Source organism: Photorhabdus sp. RM71S, from assembly GCF_042879355.1.
GTDB classification, from domain to species: domain Bacteria; phylum Pseudomonadota; class Gammaproteobacteria; order Enterobacterales; family Enterobacteriaceae; genus Photorhabdus; species Photorhabdus kayaii.
This window is the reverse complement of sequence record NZ_JBHFKV010000031.1, coordinates 15,736-37,712: the sequence shown is the minus strand read 5'-3', so window position 1 is coordinate 37,712 and position 21,977 is coordinate 15,736. Positions and strand designations below refer to the sequence as shown.

Below are 21,977 nucleotides of genomic sequence, written 5' to 3'. Positions count from 1 at the left end.
AACCATCATGGCTGAACCTATCATTGCCAACATTGATATCAGCAAGGATTATGATGAAACCCAAGGCACTGATGATGTGCATTATCAGACCTTTGGCCGGATGGCGGCATTTTTTGGTCGTAATATGCAAGCTCATCGTCACGATGGTTTCTTCCAACTTCATTTTTTGATCACCGGACATATTGAATTACAGTTGGATGCTCAACACTATTCTGTACAGGCCCCGCTGTTTATCCTGACACCTCCCTCCGTTCCCCACGCTTTTTTCACTCAAGATGACAGTGACGGATATGTCCTTACTGTACGGCAAGATCTGATATTACCGTTATTGGAATCACTCTATCCGGCTAATAAAGATATTCTTGATATTCCGGCCATTTGCTTATCCGTCGCGGATAAACCTGAAGAGCTAGCCGCTTTTAATCACTATTGGGCGTTAATCGCCCGCGAATCATCTAATAACTTTATTGGTCGAGAGCAATCGTTGACATTCCTGGCACAAGCTATATTTACCCTGTTATTACGCAATATTCCTCTTGATGATCACCCGATTAATGGCGTGCGAGGAGAAATTAAATTATTTCAGCGCTTTAACCAATTAATAGATAATCATTATCATCATCATCTTTCCGTACCGGAATATGCCCATAAGTTAGATATTACAGAATCTCGGTTAAAAGATATGTGCCGTCGATTCACTAACCGTCCACCAAAACGACTCATCTTTGACCGTCAACTACGTGAAGCCAAACGGCTATTATTATTCAGTGATTGCCCAGTATTTGAAGTGGCTTATCAGCTTGGATTTAAAGATCCAGCTTATTTTGCCCGTTTCTTTAATCGATTAGTTGGCTGCTCACCTAGTCATTGGCGAGAAAAAAATATTCACTAAAAATAAATATCCATGCTAATTATACCAAGACCGGCATTTTCATTCGGCTTGTGAAGCCAACCTCCTGCTATTAATTCGTGCTAAACTGACTCATTTTTATTACGAAATCTCTTCCAAGAATTAAAATTCTGAATATACTGAGACTCTGTAACTCACTGGAACTTTTTGAAGGATAAATGATGGCAACCGGAGTGCCGATATAAATTTATTTAAGAAAAGGAAACACAACATATGCAAAGCCTTCACTATACGGCAGATAAATTCAGGTCCCCAGGTTTTGGTGCCACCGATTTCATACGTTATAAATGGTTATCCAACAATCTACATGACGTAAATGGTCAACATTATTTATGGGCACATGGGATACCTCATGTACGATACAACAAGAAATTAATAACAAAATCTGCTCACCAAGAAAAAACACCTGTTTTATTATTTGCAGGATTAAAACCAAGACAACGCATTTAATCGTGAGAATTTCAGAATGAGCAAATCAGCCATAGTTTTAAATATCACTTATGCTATCTTTTGTATATTATTTATATATATGATGTCATACTTAGAAGAAGCGTATTATATCGGTGGTCAGGATATAGATAATCTCTGTACTGTTTACAGAGAGCTGATAGATGATAATCGTGATGTATTTGCTCCAACATGTTTACTGATTATGTCACCCTTAATTTATGCAACCGTGAAGAAAAGATTCAAATCCCTTTCTCTTAATGTCATTACATTTGCTTTGCTAGGATACTGGGTGTGGCGGTTTTTTATCAGATTAGTCGTGTGCGTTTAGAATGATTTCAAATATTCAGGTAGTGACTACTGAGTGCTACCTGAATGTCAACTCACACTATATCAACTCACGCTATGCGATCATCACAAACATGCCATCTTGATAGTCCAGATCTTTAAGTCCCTCTTAATACTTTGATACCACATTTCTAAGTGTTTCGGTTTTATTAATTTATTCCTCTTACAAATGTAAATTATCTTAAATTTATAAATTTTTGATTGCTTTTTACACACACCCTACAGCAGGATAAAAAAAGCACATTAAGGGGAGCAACCAGTATGGCAAATATCATTTATCTAACATTGAAAGGCAAAAAACAGGGGCTGATCTCCGCTGGCTGCGGTTCCTTAAACTCTATAGGAAATAATTACCAGCACGGCCATGAGAATGAGATTTTTATTTACTCTCTTCAACATTTAATGACGAGGGAACAACACGTATCCCATCATCCGGTTATGGTAATAAAACCTGTCGATAAATCTTCGCCTTTACTGACGCGAAGCTTCGATGAAAATGAAGAGCTGGAATGCCTGTTTGAGAATTATCGAACATCACCAACCGGAGGATTAGAAAAAAATTACTCCATCAGGCTAGGCCACGCCTTTATCTCCAGCATAAAATGCCATTTTCCGCATTCCAGAGATAATAATGCCGGCGTACCACAAGAAATTATCTGCTTCACTTATAAAAATATCACGTGGAACAATCTGGCCTGCTCCACCGGTTCTTATAGCTTCTGGGATGACAGGGTTTATTGACGATGAATAATGCCGCTTATTTAACTGATACCCCTGTTGATTCAGAATCTGAGAATGGGTTACGCATTGTTTTATCGCCTGTGCAACTTGCGGCGATCCTATCGGATAATACCATTACCGAGGAAGAGACCTGGAGTAACAGAATATTAGGTGGGGCAAGTTTAGCAGCGGGAGTCGTTGAACTGATTGGCGCTGGCGCTCTTTGTCTGGCGCCCGATCCTTCAACGCTAACTAAAGCTGCCTGCGTTATTATCGGCGCGCACAGTCTTGACGTAATGAATGCTTCTGCCAGTCAAATAATTACCGGCAGAGAAACCACGACGGAAACTTATCAAGAGGCGGTAAACTTAGCAAAAGAATTTGGAGCTGATGATTACACCGCTTCTGAAATAGGGCTTACTGTCGATATCGCTGTACCATTGTCATTTGCTTCAATAGCGGGCGCTGTCAGAGTTGCCTCTGTACGGGTAGGCCGAATTAAGTTAATTGAACATGAATCGCCTACAGGGTTAAAACCGGGTGGACATACTTTGCTTAAACATGTTGGGCTATCGGAGCAGGAGTTAAGGGCGAGGTTTTTAATATCTAAAACAATGAAAGAATCAAGTTGTTTTTATGATACAAAAATAGCAGAGAAAGTGATTTCAAATACCATCAAAAATAATCAGGCAAAAATAACTAACTGGACGAAATATGCTTTTGGAGGTAGCAGGTTAACTATAGATGATGTTTCAAAAGTACCGGTTGGCATCGGCATTACCAAAGGTGTTGAAGGAGTAGACCAATTATATAAAGTGAGAGTTGTTTTATATTACTATGAATTCAATGGTAAGCCGTACTATATATTAACCGCCTTTCCTAAATATTAATCATATATAAAGAGGATCAATGCAATGAAGAGAAAAAAAGAAATACAACACTTAGATAATTTTATCGGGGCTTATTTTAACCAAGATTGTGAAATATTTGGCGAAACAACAATAGATGAGGTAATAACTGAATATTTAAATAGCGAACCTCCCATATTTATGAAAGGATTAATAGAAGACATTGATTACTTTATTAGTAACTCAAAAGATGTAGAAAAAGATTTTGATAATTTGGGTCATGAATTCTATCCAGAGTTATGGGAAACTACTGCATTAGATTTTCTAAATCATGTATCCAAAAGAGTACGGGATTATCTAAAAAAGGAGGTTTAGCTTATGACAGGACAATATCCATTTTTAGACATTTTAATGCATGCTTACTTTAATCAGGACTTCGATATAATATCAGGTCCCGAGCTTGATGATGTTATCAATGATTTTCTTAATGATGCATCTCAGGGAATGAGAAAAGGGTTAATAGAAGAAATCAGCGATCTTATTGACTCTTCTGAAGATGTAGAGAACACATTTGATTATCATTACCATGATGCTGACGTTCTCCCAGAATGGTGGGGACTCACAGCACTTGAATTTTTAGAGCATGTATCAAAAAAAGCACAGGATTTTTTAAACGAGCATACTGAAAAAGATGAGTAATTAAGGCATTCTGAATTTAACGGTAAACAACACTATATACTAACAACATTCCAAAATTTATGGAGAGGAAGATGGAACTAAATCGCTTAATGTTTGCTTATTTCAATCAAGACTATGACATAATATCTGGCCCTGAGCTTGATGATGTCATAAATGACTACCTTGATACCACGAATAAAGCAATGAAGAAAGAGCTAATAGAGGAAATAGAGTCTCTTATCCATAATTCAGAAAATATAGAGAAAGACTTTCAAACTCTCTATTATAGTTCTAGCTTTTGCCCTAAATTATGGAACACCACAGCATCTGAATTTCTACAATTTGTATCAAAAAGAGCAAAAGATTATCTGGATAAAAACGAGTAATTAAACGTTTTTTCAGACAACAACAAACAAGGAAATTTAATCAATAAGAGTGGTTTATATATTTCAAGCAATTCTATTGATTTTGATTACCAAGAGATCGCAATAATATGAAAGGCCCCAATTAAAATGAACGGACAATATCCATTTTTAGACATCTTAGTAGGTGCTTATTTTTGTCAAGATTATGACTTATTGTATGGAGAAACTATGGATGAAGTCACAGATTGTTTTCTTAATGTTGCAACTCAGGAAATGATAAAAAAATTAATAGAAGAGATTGACTCTTTTATTAACACCTCAGAAGATATAGAAAAAGATTTTGACGCTCTCTATTATAGTGACTTTGACCCAGACTTTTGGGATACTGCTACAGCACTTGGCTTTTTAAACTATATATCCAAAAGAGCACAGGATTATCTAAAAAAGGAGGTTTAGCTTATGACCGGACAATATCCATTTTTAGACATTTTAATGCATGCTTACTTTAATCAGGACTTCGATATAATATCAGGTCCCGAGCTTGATGATGTTATCAATGATTTTCTTAATGATGCATCTCAGGGAATGAGAAAAGGGTTAATAGAAGAAATCAACGATCTTATTGACTCTTCTGAAGATGTAGAGAACACATTTGATTATCATTATCATGATGTTGACGTTCTCCCAGAAGTATGGAATATGAGAGCACTTGAATTTTTAGAGCACGTATCAAAAAAAGCACAGGATTTTTTAAACGAACGCCTTGAAAAGGAAGTTTAGCTTATGAACAGACAATATCCACTTTTGGATAATTTAATGTACGCCTATTTTAATCAGGACTATGAAATAATATCTGGCCCTGAGCTTGATGATGTCATAGATGATTTCTTTAGTAACACAAGCAATAGAATGAAAAGAGAAGTAATAAAAGAAATTAACACTTTCATATGTAATTCCGAAGATGTAGAGAAAGAATTTTATTTTATCTATTCTGATGCTGACGTTTTCCCTGACATATGGGAACTCACAGCACTTGAATTTTTAGAGCACGTATCCAAAAAAGCACAGGATTTTTTAAACGAGCATACTGAGCAAGATGAATAGTTAAAGTATTCTTAAATGAAAAAATAAACAAAGAGGTTTAATTCAATGGAAAGAGAAATAGAAAGAAAATATATAGATGATTTAATGATTACTTATTTTCATCAAGATTGTCAGTTATTTGGCGAAACAATAGATGAAATAATAACTGACTATCTAAACCATCAATATCCAATAACCATAATAAGTTTAATAAGAAAAATTAATATTTTCATCCGTAATTCTGATCATGTAGAAAAAGACTTTCATAATTTTAATTACCACGAATTTGTTCCTGAATTATGGGAAACCACTGCGTTAGACTTTTTAAATCATGTATCAAAATTAGCACAAGAATATTTGGATAAAGATGACTAATCATAGTCATTTTTAATGTGATAGTAAATAAAGAGGTAAAATATAATGGAAATGAGAGAAAAATTGCAGTACATAGATAAGATTACAAATGCTGTTGATAGGAATGATTTTGAATTATTTCACAAAATACTCAATGAGTTGCAAGGAAATTATCTTAATGTCGCACCGCTAATGTTATTAGAAAATATTAATAATCTTATCTATGCCGCCAAAAATATAAAAGGATGTTTTAGCATCCGTGATTATGATGCAGCTGATCCAAAGTTATGGGAAACTATTTCCACCGTATTAGAACATCTGAATCAGTCATCAAAAATAATGCAAAGTTATATAAATAAACAACATGAAAAGGACAAATAAATCAACTTTGTATCCATGAAATTTTCAAGTAAAAAACACTTTTGAAGGTAATTAATTATATATTACATTTCAAAAGCGTCATTTAATGATAACCCACGCCATTTATTAGCCAAACTTTAAAAACATTAATTACATATAAACAAGTTAAACTGTTTCGCATAGCAAGCACAACATAATTATGCTGCGAGTAAACAAATTCGTATTCCTTTAAATAATTCATTGGGATCTTTTCCATTCCGAATATTTCAGTAGGAAATTATTTAATCGGTTTACGACAAAATTTATCTCTCGATTAGAAACTTTATTGAAGCCTGTTCCTTTGGAAAGTATTGTCTGATTAGCCCACTAATATCCTCATTTACCTCTCTTTCCCTGAGAGCATAAGGAGCCGCAAAGCGGATATTTGTTTCTAATTTTTTCCCGATAATTCAATGACTCGCAAATTCTAAACCATATAGCTGTAGTTCTCGATGATACGGAATATCTACAAATGTAGCAAAACCAAGGTCATGATATAGTAAAATTAAAAGCAGTTATTTAGCTTTTTCAGCTTTATTTTCATTTATCTAAGTAAAGTGTGATAAATTCTTCACTATCAAACCCTCAAATAAAATTAAATTTTTATAGGAAAAACACGATGACTAATAAAAGATTTAAGAAATTCATTATGTTTCTTGTGACATTATTAACACTAGGAACATGCTTACCTACATTGGCTATCAATAGTAAAGAACAATTCCCGTCTGAATATCGTATATCAAGAGGTGACATAACAAAATTTGGTGGGGCACGCAGATTTACACAAGAACAAACTACAGCGCTTAGAGATTCATTAGATAATAAGAAAGTCAAGAACGTCATCTTGTTTATTGGTGATGGAATGGGAGATTCTGCAATTACATTAGCTCGTAACTACGCAGAAGGTGCAGGAGGATTTTTCAAGGGAATTGATGCAATGCCATTAGTTGGACAATATACACATTACTCATTAAATAAAGACACCAAGAAACCCAATTATGTTTCGGATTCAGCATCTTCAGCCACTGCCTGGGCTACTGGAGTAAAAACTTACAACGGGGCATTATCCATTGATGTTTTTAACCAACCTCATCAAACCTTATTGGAGCTAGCAAAAAAGAACAAAAAAGCAACCGGTAATGTCACTACGGCTGAAGTTCAGGATGCAACATCGGCAGCACTGTATGCGCATGTCACGCAGCGTGAATGCTATGGCCCAACAGAAACGTCGGAAATGTGTCCCACTGATGCCCTCGAAAAGGGGGGAAAAGGTTCTATCACGGAACAACTTCTGGCGGCACGTGCAGATGTCACGTTAGGGGGAGGAATCGATATCTTTTCCCAGCAATCAGTGGCAGGTGTCAATACAGGAAAAACGCTGAAGCAGCAGGCGTTGGAGCAAGGGTATCAATGGGTAACAGATATAACATCATTGAACGCGGTGAAAAAAGCGAATCAAAAAAAACCGCTATTAGGATTATTTAATGAAGAAGTTTTACACGGAATGTGGGAGGGACCGAAAGCGATTTATCATGGAAATCTTAACGAAGCCCCGGTGAAATGCAAATTGAACATCAAACGGAGTTCACAGCAGCCGACATTAGTACAGATGACCGAAAAAGCCATTGATCTACTGAAAGTCAATAAAAATGGCTTCTTCCTGCAAGTGGAAAGTGCGTTGACTGATGATTATGAGCACTCCGCCAATCCTTGCGCACAAATCGGTGAAGTGGTTGCTTTGGATGAAGCAGTACAAGCCGGTTTGAGATTCGCTAAACAACATGGGGATACACTAGTAATTGTTACTGCGGATCATGGACATTCCAGCCAGATTATTGAACCTGATGTTAAAGCCCCCGGTTTGACCCGCTCACTGATTACCAAAGACGGGGCCGTTATCACAGTCAGTTATGGTAATTCAGAAACAACTTCTCAGAAACATACTGGTACACAATTACGTGTAGCAGCTTATGGCCCACACGCCGCAAATATTGTTGGATTAACCGACCAGACCGATCTATTTTTTACCATACGGGATGCGATGGGTTTGAAATAATATAGATGGAACAGCTTGTTATATGATCAAACTCGCACAGCATAATGTTGCGCGAGTGATCTTATTTATTCAGCTAGAAGCCGAACGATATCCACGCAATGCACGCTTCCAAACTAATCGTGCCACGATAAAGAAAAAGATGGCTATTCCCAGCGATCCCATTGCTAAAGGCAAAGTCAACATCCCTAACAACGCCATAACCGGGGAACTTGTCATGACACCAATGGGGATCAGAAAACTAAAGATTAACCGCCAAGGCATACCAAATAGATGAATAGGCCAGCGAGCAAAACCCAATAACGAAGAGAGAACGTTGGTCAAATTTTGTACCCTGACTAATGCAAAAGAGGTCGCAATGGCGAGAACGAACAACGCGTAAGCCGTGGCAAGCCCACCAAGCGATAAGATGACTGTCATCATGATATCCATGAACGAAGGTTGAATATCAAGCTGTATAAAAGCGTAAATAGCCAAGCCAAGTCCGAAGAAAAAATCAATACTTTTCCATAACCTGATATCGACGAGTGAACAGAGAAAAAGTGAATCGACGGGCCGCATTAAAATATAATCAAATAAACCTGTTCGAATACCTGAAACAGCGGCGGCAAGACTGGGAGCAATCAGACCTTCAACAATAGCATATAGCATCATATACCAGCCCATTAATACCAGCATTTGCTCGAATGACCAGCCGGCGACGGCACCACGTTCATTAAACAAAATGAAAAGCGGTAACAGTTGTAGTATCGCCATAATGAGTGAAAGCAAACCATCTACCATGAAGTCCCAACGGTATTGTATCGAGCGTTTTATACTCAAGATAAACGCCATACGAATGACTACAAGAGAGTGCATCATTATCCAAACGCCAAGTAACAGCGGACACCTCGCCGCCAGACAAAAAATGCGGCAGCAAACAACAAAGCCACCAGTGCGAACTGACAGGCCACCCATTGAGCAGCGACAAGCAGGGAATGCTTTCCGATTAATATTTCTACTGGCAGTGAAATCACAAACCGGAATGGCAGCCAGTTTGCTATCTGACCTGCCCAATCTGGTAATAAGGCCAACGGAAACATATATCCTGATAGTACACTACTGGCGGCAACATATATTTTATGTACAACTAATGAGCGCTCGATCCAGAAGGTCAGACTCCCGATCAGCAAGTGGATGCTTTGATTAATAAGGAAGGCACCTGATAACGCCAGCGCCAGCAAACCTAGTTGCGGTAAATTTAGCGGCTGGCTCTGTAAGCTCATGATCAGTGCCAATATAAAAATAGGTAAGGCAACAATTAGGCTTAATCCCAGTTCGGCAATAGTAATTGCCAAGTAGTTGATAAAAGGATGAATGGGGCGCATTAACCAAAAAGAAAGTTCACCAAGGCGGATATTTTCGTTAATTTCCCAGACGTTGTTACAGCTGGTTAATATGGTGGTCACGAGAACGGCAACATAGTAAAGATTAAAATCCTCTGCGGTATAACCTTGAAAAGAGCCATCTTGAGTTACCGAACGCCAAAAAACCAGCATGATTAACGGCATACTGAGTGTGACAAGCCAAAGCAGAAATTCGGCTCGGAATGAGAATGTTTCAAATAATCGGACTTTTATAAGAGCGAAAAACATGTCGGTTCGCCTCTATTCAGGAATTTGTTTTTGTTCGGTTTTATTCTGGTTGGGATGACCAAAAATCTGGCGCAGTATTTCCTCCAATGGAAGATCTTCTATGGTGAGGTCAACTACCAATTGTTGTTCAACCAGAAAATGTACGAGTCTAGGGACATGATCGCGGTGAACTCGAATTTGGGAACGTTCTTCGGTTTGTGAAATGAGCGCGCCAAAGCGTGAAAAATCGGGAATATTGATCTGGCGATTCATCGAGAACGAGACGATTTTTTCAGGGTTTTGTTTCGCCGTGAAGGTTCGCAGATCGCCGTCATAGAAAATCGTTCCACGGTCAACAATGATAATGCGTTGACACAATACCCGCACATCTTCCATATAGTGTGATGTCAGCAGAATAGTAGCATTGTGGCGGCGATTATATTCAGCAACAAAATCACGCAGAGCAGCTTGCATGGCAACATCAAGCCCAATCGTCGGCTCATCAAGAAAGAGAACCTTGGGTTGATGGATCAGCGAGGCAGCCACTTCACACCGCATACGTTCCCCTAATGAGAGCTGGCGGGTGGGTTTGGTCATGATGGTGTTCAGTTGCAGTAAGTCGCCCAACTCCTTCAGAGTCTGTTTATGTACGGCCAAGGGAATCTCGAACAGGACCCGGATCATTTCAAACGTATCAATTGGGGGCAAATCCCAGATCAATTGCCCCTTATTACCCATTACAAGACCAACACTGTGTAAAAAAGTTTTTTCGCGCAGATAGGGCGTATATCTTTCGACGGTGATTCGGCCACTACTGGGATGCAATAACCCACTAAGTAACTTGACCAATGTGGTTTTGCCGGCACCATTGGGGCCGAGTATCCCTACCCTTTCACCATTTTCTATCTGGAAGCTGACATTTTTTAGTGCGACGACGGTTTCATACTTCCTTTTCCAGAGTGAATTGAGCGCGGAACGGAAACTTTCGTTACGTTGATGCACCTGATAAATTCTGGAAACTTCTTCTGCTCGGATCATGCTCAGTCAACTCCAACAACATGTTGTGCTACACGTAATGCATTTGCCTGAATGGTGAGTGTGGGATTGAGCCCACCGGGGAAAGGCATAAAGCTACCATCTACAATATAAAGGTTTTCGAGTTCGTGAACCCGGCAGTTAGGATCTAAAACAGAACGTACCGGATCTGTACCACTGCGGCATGTGCCATGCAGGTGAGTACTCCCTTCTTCAGAACGTGTACGCTTAGAATGAATTTGTGTGGCACCTGCGGCGTGAAGAATATCGACAGCGCGTTCAGCCATATAGGACAGGCGTGCCAAATCATGGGGAGCTGTCTGATAGTCGATCATGATTTTAGGTATCCCCCAGACATCACGACGGGAAGAGAGTTTCACCCGGTTTTCATAGGCAGGGGTATCTGCAATGATGGTTTCTAATTCTAAGGGTAGTAGTTCAGGGAACTCATCGGGGACAGGGATAGTACGAGCTTCGTAAATTAATCCTCCCATTCCACTAGGGCAACGAGCATCAAGATAGTGGTCCAAAATCGCCAACGTAGAGAAAGGGCCACGAAGCCCAACGGCATGATTACGCATGGCATCAGTTACTGGCACTACACCACGTATACGCTGGCTGAGTTTCATACATAGCCCACGACCGACGAGATCATGCCGATTACCAATACCATTGGGTGCAAAAGGGGTGACTGATCGCAATAAAAGCGCCGCACTCTGTATTGCGTTACAGGCAACGAAAAAATACCGTGCTTTCACATGGCGAATACTGCCATCTTCCAGATCCAGACAGCGCAGCGTACTGATTTGCCCTGAGCGTTCTTGTTCCAGCGCCACGCCACGGATACCTGAAAGGAGGGTAAAATTGCAGTGGTTGACCAAATGCTTGATATAGATATTCAGGACATCACTTTTAGCACCGCTGGGGCATTGAAAATCAATACAGCGTTTTTCCTGTGTGCAGAGTTTAGGATCAATCGCCATCGGCGTTGTGAACGGATAATAACCGAGCTGTTTTGCCGCCGCTGCCATGATATCCGCAGGCAGCGACCTTGGGAGGGCATTGCCTCCCTCTTTTGCGGGTGCTGTGTGTGGCCCACCACTGACACGCAATTGTTTCTCAACAATAGCATAGTATTTTTCTAAATCAGTCAGATGAATTGGCCAAGCAATATCAAGCCCAATACCTGATAACCAGGAGCGAGCATCAAAATCGCAATCCTGATAACGGAAAGATGCACCGCCATAAAAGAGTGTCCCCCCGCCTACATTTCGCGTACTCCAAGACCATCCCCGCTCTTCCCAGCCATTTTCCCCTTTAATTTCTGCCATGGGAGACGAACTATCCACCTCTTCTTGTGTTACTTTAGGCGCAAGTAGGTCTCCTTCTTCAACCATAATGACCGACCAACCACATGCTTGCAGGGCATTCGCAACTACCGCACCACTAGCACCGCTACCTATCACACAAGCGTCGGCAACTAACTCAGCAGGCGCCTGTTTTAATCCATGAAAATGACGTGCACCTAACTGTAATTTTTCTTGAATTAACATCTTATGATTTTCTCCAGGGTCCATTATCACCACTTCTTTTCATCACTAAAAAGGTCTAAGGAGGTTGTTTTCATCGGTGGCGCACTGCCATGTGGTGTAACAATTGGCTATAAGCGGCTCCCACGTCATTCCATGACCAATGAGATCGGGGAACTGGGGTCAGCCCCGCAATACCCTCTTCTTTCAACCAATCAAGTAAGGCGTTGTTATCTTCAACAAGATGAGCGGCAAAACGGCGTGTAGCACCCGAATGGGCATAAGCCACAACCGGTATACCCAGTTGTACGGCTTCAGCGGACAGAAAGTTAAATGTCTCATGATAATCACTTAATACTAGTGCAGCACTGGCTCCGCCAAAAATCAGCTCGTGATCGTGTTCCAGATCGTAATAATCGAAAACCTTATGTCGTTCACCCAAATTTAAGCCATTAAAATAGTGCCTGGCTTCTTTGCTCCGTTTCGACCAGTTGTTAAACAGGATATGCAGATGCAATCCCTTCTCCAGACAAGCCTCGACAACCGGAGAGAGCTTCTCAAGCGTTACTTTACCCGCTAATAAGACCACCGGACCGTTGGGGGAATGGTAATCACGGGCGGGGATATGATCCGCCGCCCAGGGAATGTAATGTCGTTTGGGAAAACAATATGTCCATGGCGCCTCATAAAAAAAGACATCGGCAGCATAGGCGTCTGGCGCAGCAGCAATGGCGACGCAATCAGCGGCATTTGCTCCGGGCTGATGAGCATGGCAGGCAGACAAATTAGCATGGGAGAGCAACGAGACATCATGCCAGACCCGGATAGTACGCTGTCTCAGCGATTCTGGCGCTTGTTGGCCTGCGCGAAATAACTCGCTTTCCATTAAAGGAATGATAGCCGTGATATTTTGGGATGAGACTCGCTCTGCTAAATTATCAAAGGTTGGGTATTCCTGCGCAGAATACCAGATGACCTCAACGTCATAGCTGGGCAGGATATGCGCAAGATTCCAATAGGCCGTTTCTATTCCCCCCCACCCCCGACGATCAAAATTGTCTGGATACCGTTCTATCAATACCACATATTGTGACGTTTTTTTAAAGGACATAATCGAACGCCTCACTTTTTTGATGTGAACGATTATTGCAACGACGGCAAATGTCCGTTGCATTTCGATTTCCACATGAGAGTGCTTCACGGGCCCGACGAAACTGAGGTGAATTCCAGATTCCCATGATAGGCGTGTCAAAGACGTTGCCAAGAACCACTTCTTCTTTGTTATCCTCATAGCAAAGCACTACATTCCCTGTGATCGTGATAATCAACATGTCTGATGGCGCAAAACAGGGAAGATTCGAGACGATTTCTGGGCCGGCGATCACATTGCCTGCACGATTGGTCAACTGTAACTGATCAGGAATAAGCCAGATAAGATCAGGCTTGGGCGCTCCAGGTTTGCTGTCGTGCTGAGTGATAATAAACTGTTTAATGCCATTTTTATGTAACAGTTGATATTTTTCATCCGTCAGATAATCGCCATTGCTATACAGTATTTGTCTGACTTCCGGCAGCCGTTCAGTGACCCGGGCGACAAATTGCGGTAACTTAGGATGCAGCAGCGGTTCATTATAAAAATGATAAGAAAGTCTCCCGGTAAAATTTGCTTCTTCCAATCTGTCGATAATACGCTCAAATTGCTCAGGCTTCATTCTGTTAGGGGCATCGCGTGGCGCTATTACATTAGGACAATACACACAACGTCGATTGCATCGTGAATTGATTTCAATCTCTACCATAGAAAACATATACGTTATCCTTATAGTGTTATCTGGTTGGATACTGTTATTTGGTAACAGATTGCTCGACTAGCTCGTGATAGATACTCTTTAATCGAGGCAATACAGCGTCTGGTGCAAAGATTTCTATCGGATTTTTGTTGTTATCACTCTCTTCTACGATGGGAGACTGTTGAGGCTGGGTCAGAGCACGGTTAATGCAGTTAACCAATTGGTTCATGTCTCCAGCAGGAGCGAGCAGTTCAGGCGAAATTTTCCCCAGTATTTCGTTAATACCGCCAACGGCATAGGCAGCCACCGGCACTCCTACCGCAGTAGCTTCAATGGATACACCACCAAACTCTTCATGTTCTGACGGCATGACAATGACATGACAGGCCGCAATCGCGGTTGCCACCTGATCATTGGGGATAAATCCCGTGATAGTAAATTGGGACTCTAGCTGATATTGAGCAATAGTCTCTTCGAGCCTATGCCGTTGCGGGCCATCTCCCACGACTAAAAAATGCAGGTCAAGATGACGCAGACGATCAGCCACAGCAACAAAATGTGTCCAGCCTTTTTCTTTTGCTATACGCCCAATAAAGCCAATGTTTTTTGTTTTTAATCCATATTTCTGTCGAAAAGCCTGAATTGCTGATTCACCGGGATGCCGGAATTGTTTGGGATCGACAACATCAGGAACGATTTCCACACGACGAGCATATGGACGAATAACAGAGGCGGTACGTTCGGTCAGTGCGATGGTTGTTGCGGCAATATTTACCGCCTTACGCTCCAGATAGCGAGCCAGTTTATGTGTCATACGATCCCAAATTGACATCGGCTGATAAACTGACAGTCGTGAACAGTGGATAGTGAGTATCAATGGACAAGACAGCAACTTAGGAACCAGATAAGCGACTAACAGCGCAGGGATTTGCCCATCAAGATGGAGATGAATCAGATCAAAAGGTTCCTGTCGCATTTTTGGGCGGATAGCTAACAACGTTGCCAGTGCCCAGGACTGGGTTAATCCTTTTAATCCAGTCAACTCCGAACGTAATTCAGGTAACCGGAGATAAGTTCTTTCTACACAGAGATTAGTGTGTAAATTACGCTGGTGTGGCAGACCAGGAAAACCGATAGTCATCACATGCTGTTGTACTCCTCGCTCCGCCAGCCACATAGCCTGCCGCCAAATCTGGATCTGCATTCCACCGACAGAGTCATATTCAGCAGGCCAACTCTTTACATCAGGGTGATGAAAAAAAGGCGTTAATCGCAATACACGCATATCTTGTCCTCTTTTCCTATTTATTAAGAGTCATACGATCACGCTGGTTGTTGAACTCCTGGTGAGAAAGACAAGTACCACAAGGAAAGTGGTCGTATTCCTGCTCTTCTTGCAATCCTTCAATTTCCAGATACTTGGGAACGGGAGAGTAACAATCACACTTCACCATTGAGATATTTTCGCCATCAATGTAATAGTTGAAACCATTCTTAATCTGGTCACAGACGAAATCACCACGTCGCCCATGTTGGTAGATATAATCCCAACGGTCGAAGAAAGCCTTACATTCCAAAAAAGGGGATTTATGAAGCTGTTCATAATTCAGATGCACTGTCAGTGGTCGCCCTTTAGTTGCTAGCAGGGGTAAAAAATGCAGTCGACCAGTGAAACCACGAGCCTGTAAGGTATCGATAAAATCATTAATTTCTTCGATGGATTGGCCGTGGTAGACACATTGCAGTTCGGCAGAAAGGCTCACAGCATGGTCTAAAATGATATCTATCTGTTTTTGTTTTAAACCCCGTGCCTTATTCATTTGTTCAGTATGCCCATCAATAGAAATGACCCAGAGCAAACCAGGACGAAGACAGGCGGGAAGACGTGTGCCATTGGTGAGTACTTCGATGGAATAATCTTTTTTCTGAACACATTCAGCCAAAAAATCGAGTATTTTTGGATAAAGTGTAATTTCCCCATCGGCTTCAACCCGAAGGAAAACATCATGCGGATTAAAGCGCTCCAAAATGCGTGTTAATGAACTAATAACAGCTTCAGTGTTCACTCTAGCCCGCTTTATCTCACAATAGCTGCAACGTAGATTACAGGATGTTTTTATCCCGATATTACGATAACGACGCACCCGGCGAGTCACGGGGGGCCAAGATGAAGGTGGTTGAATAGTATGAATGATATTGATTAAGTCTGACATAATACCCCCTAAGAACCTGATTACTGCGTATAGTTCGACATTTATAAGCACCTCTAGAAACTGAGAACTCTCATATTAGTACCAGTAGGTTTTATTTCTTTGCTGCGCTACGTTGAACAATTGTCATGACAGATTGTAATCAGATTCTGATTAAATTTTAGGTTGTTTGAAAAATATGCTGGCGCAACATTGATTCGACTAAATCAACAGGCACAAGCGTTAAGGGATGCCCTTCACCACTCCAAAGGGGGGTTCCCAATTCATTTAACAGAATCATCGGAATTTCATTGGGCTTAGCACGCAGATAACCACGTTTATTATCAGATTGCAGTATCTGCATAATGGCTTCCGGGGTTGCTCCTACAGGTGCCTTAATATCGACGCCGTTAAGGTGAATCAGGCGGTAGTGCATATCACGTGCTTGTGATGTCAATAAACCAAGGGTGTGAGAAATTTCAGCTGCGACTATCATGCCAAGCGCCACGGATTCACCATGAGTCAGTCTTCCATTACAGCTTAATTCGATAGCGTGCCCTACAGTGTGACCATATTCGAATACAAGGGCATGATGTCTCTCCCGCTTATCGTTAACCATGACTTTTTGTTTGGTGAGAGCCCCCGCCTGAACGATGCATGCAAGTGTTTGTTCGTCGTAATGCGCTTCTGTATTCAGTGTCCTGGTTAAAAATGGGATATTTTCGGTTTCTAATATCAGCACATTTTTAATGATTTCACATAATCCAGATCGCAAGTGTTGGGACGGCAACGTCAGCAAGAAAGCAGTATCAGCAAAAACCGCTTCTGGCGTATGAAAACAGCCCATCAGATTTTTGCCTTGTGGCATGTTCACCGCTTGTTTAAGAGAAATAACAGAATCACTCATTGCAATCAGGCTAGTGGGGATATGCACGAAACGAATACCACGAAATAGTAGCGCGGCCAGCAGCCCTGCTATATTGCCGATAACCCCCCCTCCCATCGCAACAATAACACTTTTGCGATCAACATCCGCATTAAACAATTGATTTGCCAGATAATCCAATGTATTGAGCGATTTGTTTGCTTCTCCTTCTGGAATTGACCAGACCCAAACCGGCACTTTTGTTTTTAGAGTTAGCCGTTGTACGAAAGGAGCAGCATGAAGCCGGTTTACGATATCGTCAGTAATGATGTGCAGAGAAGACGCCGACATCTCAGCTAAATGCTCCGAAATTTCCTCTGTACAGTGGCTCCCTATCCAAAAAGGATAAGCAACATCTTCAAAACGCAATTCAATTTTATGCATAGAATGCGCATTATCTTGAAGTAAACAGGATGACACATTGCTTTTTTCATGTAACATATTGTTATTAAAAGGTATATCAATACCATTTTTTTCGGTATTTATCATTTTTTTACCTATAATTAAGGTGATAATGGCATTGGTTCATCAGATGATTGTGCATTAAGCTTCTTGTTTATTATTTCCGCGAGGTTATTAATTTCCATTGACAGATGTTCGTATTTCGACCAACCCAGAGTGCAGTCAAGGAGTGCTTCCAGACGTACCATAAATTCAATGGCATCCCGTGCAGGGATCTCTAACCGTCCTCGCTTGATTAGTTCTTCTGTGTCATCTCCCGTTGTCTCACAGGCGATTTTGATAATTAATTGACGAATATAACCTACTGATATTGACATGATTTCTCCCAAAATCTTTCTGCATGGTAAACTGCTTGCCCGGTATGGAAACATGTCTGCGCCAGACGTTGTGCATGGACAATAATTGCATCAATCGTTTCCTGATCGGTTTGGCTGGCATAATTAGATAGTGCTGCGTATTTATCTGCTAATGTTTGATCGATACTGATGGCTTCTAGTATGCTGAATTTTCGCTCTGTCAATTGTTTTTCCAAAATATCCAGTGTAAATTCAGCTGCATAGGGCAGGTCTTCGTAAAAAGCGAGCTGCCATTGATGATTATGTAGTGAACAAATGGCGTGATGGACAATCTGATGGTCGATATGATGACCAATGGCGGCTGGCGCAATCACAACATCAGGGCTGGACTCTGCCAAGACCTGCTGTAGCTTCTCCAATACGATTGAAGTTCGTATGTCATTAGTAAGTTGTCCCTGAGTAAATTGCAATTGGCGCTCACTCCCATCGTCATAGCCGGACAGGCTGGAATCTGAGAGCCCAAGAGGGTATAACTTCATCTTAAAATTTTGACAAAAAGTTTGCTCTTCTTTTACCCGTACTTTACTGATAACGGCGGAACCCTCATCACGCAGGGATTTAGGGAGCGCCCATCGACTTTGGGTAAATACGGTCACAACCTCTAATGTGGATACAGCCGCCAATTGTGAGACGAAACCACCTATCGAATAAGCAATATCATCGGGATGTGGAGCAATTAAAGTCAGACGTTTACCATACCAGTCTTTTATTCTGCTCATAAGGCATACCTTTGTAACCAATGGATAGCATCGGCAGCAGGCATAATATCACTGGCACCGTCGATCATATTGAATGCGGCTTCCATTTGTCGCTCGATAGAGACATGGATTTGGTGCTGCGTAGAAAAGTGTAGAGCAAGTTCTGAAAATACTTGTTTGAAGTGGATCTCCAATTTCGTTAAAACGGCTTCAGTTGCCAGCGAGACAGCCTGATTATCAAACTTATACAGTAACAGGCCGTGTTTACCGCAAGCAGTATAGAAAGCCTCATCCAATTCTGGCGTCGCACAGATAAATTGCAGTAATGGTCCATCTCCCATGACTTTTATTGGCAGCTCTGCCTGTGCAATCAGTGTGCGTAATGTGTTTGCCAGCATTGACCCACACGTGACCAGACGTTTGTAACCTTGTTCGTCATGCATATATTTCAATGTGGCTAAAGCAGCAACAATAGGCATTGTGTCAAAGTAGGCGGTATAGGTCATGTGCTTAGTTTTTTGCATCATTTCAGTTGGCCCGACGAGGCAGGATAAGCGTTGACCATTGCATAGTCCTTTAGCAAAGGTATAAAAATCAGCCTGTTCGCCAATAACCTGTGGTAACGCAGAACCAGTCACTGAACGATAGCCATTTTTGACTTCATCACTGCAAAATAGAACGCCATATTCACGGGCAAGATGGGCTATTTTTTTTAATGTTTCTGGTTTGAGATGTACATAGTCGGGAGAAATCATCACCATTGCGACTTCGCCATGATAGTTTTCTAATACATCAGCCAGTAATTCGGGGATGAAGTAGAAATCGATAATGCCTCTTTCATTTGGCTGCAAAAAATGGGAAGGCGAAGCCCATAAATCCCCCCAGCCGTGGTAACCTGCGCTGGCGATGATTTTTTTACCTGTTATCTTCCGGGCACACTGGACAACAGCACGGCAGGCTTCAGTTCCTGAGCTGAAAAAAGCAACTTGCCCATTGGAAATACCACTATCAGCAACAATGATTTCTGCAAGAGCTTCAAAAGGTTCTGACCAACAGGTGGAAGACCCCAGTTTATTATTTAAACTGGCGATTATTGCTTCTGTAACTACCGGATGATGGTGTCCCAACGTGATGCTACCTTTGCCATTCATCAGGTCAATATAGTCTCTTCCATCACTCAGTCTGACGATAGCACCACTTGCGGATAGAGCACGTAAGTTTGGTACTGGTACGCCGACAGCAGAGGCGATTTTTTCAGGTTTACTCATAGACACTCCTCGATATTTCAGTCGGTTGCATATTTGCGATGCTTTCGATAATCAAGTTGTGGTACTGGATAAAAGTTTGGAATAACAAGGTGAGATCTTCACATGCGCGCATCTTACCTATAGGGCTAAATTGACGTACTTCCCGGCGGAAACCGTCGAGTAGTAAAAGCAGCGCAACAGGTAAAGAGGTGAATATCACTGGTGAATTATCATTCTCTGTCTGGTTACTGTTGCACATCAGCTGTAATGTGGCGGGCGGCAGTTGATATACCAACAGAAAAACAGCTATCTCCAATTCTGTCCAACTTATCCCTCCCCAGTTAGCCTCCTGATGAAAACGGTAGAGATGCCCGTCATTGCCAACTTGCCAGTGCCAATCACCAAAGGCATAGCTAAGGGAAGAGCGTATTGGTCGGGTACTTCCTGCAAAAGGAGGAATATTGAGCGAATCGAGCCAAATGGGTAAGTCAGGTAATTTGTGTTCACTCAATTTACTTTTACCCATTTTGTGTTGCAGACGTTCCCATGCATTACGAATGGCTGCGCCTATTGGAACCTGAGGTAGCTGACCAACAATATCTATTAATGGCGATTGGCTGACAGACTGAATAATAGCGTTGCACTGTGTAAGCCAAACCTGATGATTTTCATGAGGTGTTTCGGCCATAAGATCCCGTAATGGCCGCAATCCTGGAAGATGTTGAGCAATATGATAACCATCAAGAAACCACGCCTTAGGATGGGCAGTATTGGCTTGCTTCACCCGATTGAATTCCGTGAGTCCATAGGTGCTTTCCCCGATAAATCTCAGGTGCAACAATGGCGTTTCATGTTTATCCGTGACCAACAAGGGGGTTTTCTTGGGGTTAATCAACCTTCTTGCATATTTTTCCATTGCTGGCGAGTTCCAAGGCAACCAAGCCTCACCCAAGCCATATCTTTTTTCCATTGTTGGGCAATGAATAAAGATCTGTGTATCAGCGTCATTTATTATTGTCGAATTCAGTAAATCCGACGCTGGTATCGCGGAAGTCAATGTAGAAAGAAAATGGCAGTGATCATTTTTTAACAGTGATTGCCAGAGTGGACGCCGTTCACGTGTCATCAGAGGTGATCGCACAAATACAGTTGACCATGAAGCTGATGTTGTGATTTTTCTCACATGCCCAATGCTGGCAAACCATATGTTTTCTGCTTTGACAGCTAACCATTCCGCAAGTTTTTCAACGGTATTGCCAGTATCGGGTTGATCATCAACAATCACGACGTCTGGACGTTCAGATTGTGCGTCAAGAAGACGAAATAGAGTATCTAACTCTGAAGGATGATACTGACAATAGGCGTTAATATGCCTTAAAGGACGCAGTGTTAGCCATGCAGGGGGCACACCATTAATCTGAGTTAACCCTGCAACCCAACGTGGAGTAAGAAAACTCCCACCACTGCGGAGACCGACAACCACGATGGAACGCCCGGAGGCAAACTGGCGGGCGAAACGGATTGCATCATCCACACAGACTTCGGTATCCCCTAAATCATAGCCATAACACTCTGGCAAGGGGAGTGCCAAAATACGAGTCAGTAGATCCATCCAGGGAGAAAATTGACCTTGCAATACAAGGCCTATTTGTTGGGAAGACTCCGTTTCAGCCGTGATTTTGTGGCCACAAGCGATAGACAAAGCGGCCTGCTGCGCATGTGTAGCAGAACATTTGGCCTGACGGCGGACTGATAACGGCTGTTGGCTGGCTTCAGTAAGAAGACTCAGGTCACTCCATATTTGCCCCAGAGCGCAGGCTGATACATAACCATCACCGTTTTGAGCATATTCGGTGGCGAATAACTTCGCCACTAACTCTGAGGGTGTAATCTGCATTCTGGCGACCTTGCCAAAGTATTTGGTCATT

At 41.7% G+C, this 21,977-nt stretch carries 27 protein-coding genes and 1 pseudogene; 14 read left to right on the top strand and 14 right to left on the bottom strand.

What is annotated here, in order from left to right; genetic code table 11:
* Positions 1 to 7 precede the first annotated feature (7 nt).
* The 13 genes from hpaA to ACGF5R_RS16030 all read left to right on the top strand — a co-directional run bounded on the left by hpaA (position 8) and on the right by ACGF5R_RS16030 (position 6,134).
* Positions 8 to 892 carry a 4-hydroxyphenylacetate catabolism regulatory protein HpaA gene (gene hpaA / locus ACGF5R_RS16090; RefSeq protein ID WP_112879429.1) on the top strand — a complete coding sequence of 295 codons (885 nt, stop codon included), beginning with the start codon at positions 8 to 10 and terminating at the stop codon, positions 890 to 892.
* 231 nt (positions 893 to 1,123) lie between these two features.
* Positions 1,124 to 1,360 (top strand): hypothetical protein, encoded by a 237-nt coding sequence (locus tag ACGF5R_RS16085; protein WP_112879430.1) that lies wholly within the window; start codon positions 1,124 to 1,126, stop codon positions 1,358 to 1,360.
* Between the two features lie 16 nt (positions 1,361 to 1,376).
* Positions 1,377 to 1,688 (top strand): YjeO family protein, encoded by a 312-nt coding sequence (locus tag ACGF5R_RS16080; protein ID WP_112879431.1) that lies wholly within the window; start codon positions 1,377 to 1,379, stop codon positions 1,686 to 1,688.
* A 278-nt stretch (positions 1,689 to 1,966) separates the two neighbouring features.
* The gene (locus ACGF5R_RS16075; protein WP_049583191.1) at positions 1,967 to 2,446 is read left to right on the top strand and encodes an Hcp family type VI secretion system effector; all 480 of its coding nucleotides are present in this window, start codon (positions 1,967 to 1,969) and stop codon (positions 2,444 to 2,446) included.
* A gap of 2 nt (positions 2,447 to 2,448) precedes the next feature.
* The gene (locus tag ACGF5R_RS16070; protein WP_387691720.1) at positions 2,449 to 3,315 is read left to right on the top strand and encodes an RNase A-like domain-containing protein; all 867 of its coding nucleotides are present in this window, start codon (positions 2,449 to 2,451) and stop codon (positions 3,313 to 3,315) included.
* Between the two features lie 24 nt (positions 3,316 to 3,339).
* Positions 3,340 to 3,648 (top strand): contact-dependent growth inhibition system immunity protein, encoded by a 309-nt coding sequence (locus tag ACGF5R_RS16065; protein ID WP_112879433.1) that lies wholly within the window; start codon positions 3,340 to 3,342, stop codon positions 3,646 to 3,648.
* Between the two features lie 3 nt (positions 3,649 to 3,651).
* Positions 3,652 to 3,972, top strand: coding sequence for a contact-dependent growth inhibition system immunity protein (locus tag ACGF5R_RS16060; RefSeq protein ID WP_112879434.1), 321 nt, complete (start codon positions 3,652 to 3,654; stop codon positions 3,970 to 3,972).
* A 71-nt stretch (positions 3,973 to 4,043) separates the two neighbouring features.
* Positions 4,044 to 4,337: a contact-dependent growth inhibition system immunity protein gene (locus tag ACGF5R_RS16055; protein ID WP_112879435.1), complete on the top strand. Its 294-nt coding sequence runs from the start codon at positions 4,044 to 4,046 to the stop codon at positions 4,335 to 4,337.
* A 126-nt stretch (positions 4,338 to 4,463) separates the two neighbouring features.
* Entirely contained in the window at positions 4,464 to 4,772 is a 309-nt protein-coding gene (locus tag ACGF5R_RS16050) for a contact-dependent growth inhibition system immunity protein (protein ID WP_387691718.1), read from the top strand.
* Between the two features lie 3 nt (positions 4,773 to 4,775).
* Positions 4,776 to 5,096: a contact-dependent growth inhibition system immunity protein gene (locus tag ACGF5R_RS16045; RefSeq protein WP_387691715.1), complete on the top strand. Its 321-nt coding sequence runs from the start codon at positions 4,776 to 4,778 to the stop codon at positions 5,094 to 5,096.
* Between the two features lie 3 nt (positions 5,097 to 5,099).
* The gene (locus ACGF5R_RS16040) at positions 5,100 to 5,420 is read left to right on the top strand and encodes a contact-dependent growth inhibition system immunity protein (protein WP_387691713.1); all 321 of its coding nucleotides are present in this window, start codon (positions 5,100 to 5,102) and stop codon (positions 5,418 to 5,420) included.
* A 45-nt stretch (positions 5,421 to 5,465) separates the two neighbouring features.
* The gene (locus tag ACGF5R_RS16035) at positions 5,466 to 5,774 is read left to right on the top strand and encodes a contact-dependent growth inhibition system immunity protein (protein WP_262980215.1); all 309 of its coding nucleotides are present in this window, start codon (positions 5,466 to 5,468) and stop codon (positions 5,772 to 5,774) included.
* 45 nt (positions 5,775 to 5,819) lie between these two features.
* Positions 5,820 to 6,134 carry a hypothetical protein gene (locus ACGF5R_RS16030; protein ID WP_387691710.1) on the top strand — a complete coding sequence of 105 codons (315 nt, stop codon included), beginning with the start codon at positions 5,820 to 5,822 and terminating at the stop codon, positions 6,132 to 6,134.
* A gap of 176 nt (positions 6,135 to 6,310) precedes the next feature.
* Here ACGF5R_RS16030 and ACGF5R_RS16025 read toward each other — a convergent pair.
* Positions 6,311 to 6,586: pseudogene (locus tag ACGF5R_RS16025) on the bottom strand (IS30 family transposase); the annotation flags it as partial.
* A gap of 185 nt (positions 6,587 to 6,771) precedes the next feature.
* Between ACGF5R_RS16025 and phoA the strand changes: the two are divergent.
* The gene (phoA, locus tag ACGF5R_RS16020; RefSeq protein WP_387691708.1) at positions 6,772 to 8,208 is read left to right on the top strand and encodes an alkaline phosphatase; all 1,437 of its coding nucleotides are present in this window, start codon (positions 6,772 to 6,774) and stop codon (positions 8,206 to 8,208) included.
* A gap of 69 nt (positions 8,209 to 8,277) precedes the next feature.
* Here phoA and ACGF5R_RS16015 read toward each other — a convergent pair whose 3' ends face one another.
* The 13 genes from ACGF5R_RS16015 to ACGF5R_RS15955 form a co-directional block, all read right to left on the bottom strand.
* Positions 8,278 to 9,066 (bottom strand): ABC transporter permease, encoded by a 789-nt coding sequence (locus tag ACGF5R_RS16015; RefSeq protein ID WP_262980217.1) that lies wholly within the window; start codon positions 9,064 to 9,066, stop codon positions 8,278 to 8,280.
* Positions 9,066 to 9,839 (bottom strand): ABC-2 family transporter protein, encoded by a 774-nt coding sequence (locus tag ACGF5R_RS16010; protein ID WP_112876781.1) that lies wholly within the window; start codon positions 9,837 to 9,839, stop codon positions 9,066 to 9,068. The genes ACGF5R_RS16015 and ACGF5R_RS16010 overlap by 1 nt, the downstream gene beginning before the upstream one ends.
* Positions 9,840 to 9,851: 12 nt before the next feature.
* Positions 9,852 to 10,856: an ATP-binding cassette domain-containing protein gene (locus ACGF5R_RS16005; protein ID WP_262980218.1), complete on the bottom strand. Its 1,005-nt coding sequence runs from the start codon at positions 10,854 to 10,856 to the stop codon at positions 9,852 to 9,854.
* Positions 10,857 to 10,858: 2 nt separating this feature from the next.
* Positions 10,859 to 12,406, bottom strand: a complete 1,548-nt coding sequence (locus ACGF5R_RS16000; RefSeq protein WP_158537755.1) for a GMC oxidoreductase — start codon at positions 12,404 to 12,406, stop codon at positions 10,859 to 10,861.
* A gap of 70 nt (positions 12,407 to 12,476) precedes the next feature.
* A complete protein-coding gene (locus tag ACGF5R_RS15995; RefSeq protein WP_387691706.1) occupies positions 12,477 to 13,493 on the bottom strand; it encodes a hypothetical protein in 1,017 nt (338 codons plus the stop codon).
* The gene (locus ACGF5R_RS15990) at positions 13,483 to 14,190 is read right to left on the bottom strand and encodes a radical SAM/SPASM domain-containing protein (RefSeq protein WP_262980220.1); all 708 of its coding nucleotides are present in this window, start codon (positions 14,188 to 14,190) and stop codon (positions 13,483 to 13,485) included. The genes ACGF5R_RS15995 and ACGF5R_RS15990 overlap by 11 nt, the downstream gene beginning before the upstream one ends.
* 37 nt (positions 14,191 to 14,227) lie before the next feature.
* Complete coding sequence (locus tag ACGF5R_RS15985; protein WP_112876786.1) at positions 14,228 to 15,457, bottom strand: glycosyltransferase; 1,230 nt, start codon at positions 15,455 to 15,457, stop codon at positions 14,228 to 14,230.
* A gap of 16 nt (positions 15,458 to 15,473) precedes the next feature.
* Positions 15,474 to 16,385: a radical SAM protein gene (locus ACGF5R_RS15980; RefSeq protein WP_112876787.1), complete on the bottom strand. Its 912-nt coding sequence runs from the start codon at positions 16,383 to 16,385 to the stop codon at positions 15,474 to 15,476.
* Between the two features lie 157 nt (positions 16,386 to 16,542).
* A complete protein-coding gene (locus ACGF5R_RS15975) occupies positions 16,543 to 17,775 on the bottom strand; it encodes a 2-deoxy-scyllo-inosose synthase (RefSeq protein ID WP_387691703.1) in 1,233 nt (410 codons plus the stop codon).
* Between the two features lie 14 nt (positions 17,776 to 17,789).
* A complete protein-coding gene (locus ACGF5R_RS15970; protein ID WP_112876789.1) occupies positions 17,790 to 18,065 on the bottom strand; it encodes a DUF6137 domain-containing protein in 276 nt (91 codons plus the stop codon).
* Positions 18,050 to 18,823, bottom strand: coding sequence for a PIG-L deacetylase family protein (locus ACGF5R_RS15965; protein WP_112876790.1), 774 nt, complete (start codon positions 18,821 to 18,823; stop codon positions 18,050 to 18,052). The genes ACGF5R_RS15970 and ACGF5R_RS15965 overlap by 16 nt, the downstream gene beginning before the upstream one ends.
* Positions 18,820 to 20,070: an aminotransferase class III-fold pyridoxal phosphate-dependent enzyme gene (locus ACGF5R_RS15960; protein WP_112876791.1), complete on the bottom strand. Its 1,251-nt coding sequence runs from the start codon at positions 20,068 to 20,070 to the stop codon at positions 18,820 to 18,822. Before ACGF5R_RS15960 ends, ACGF5R_RS15965 begins: the two co-directional genes overlap by 4 nt.
* Positions 20,063 to 21,976, bottom strand: a complete 1,914-nt coding sequence (locus tag ACGF5R_RS15955; protein ID WP_387691701.1) for a hypothetical protein — start codon at positions 21,974 to 21,976, stop codon at positions 20,063 to 20,065. Before ACGF5R_RS15955 ends, ACGF5R_RS15960 begins: the two co-directional genes overlap by 8 nt.
* Between the last annotated feature and the right edge of the window lies 1 nt (position 21,977).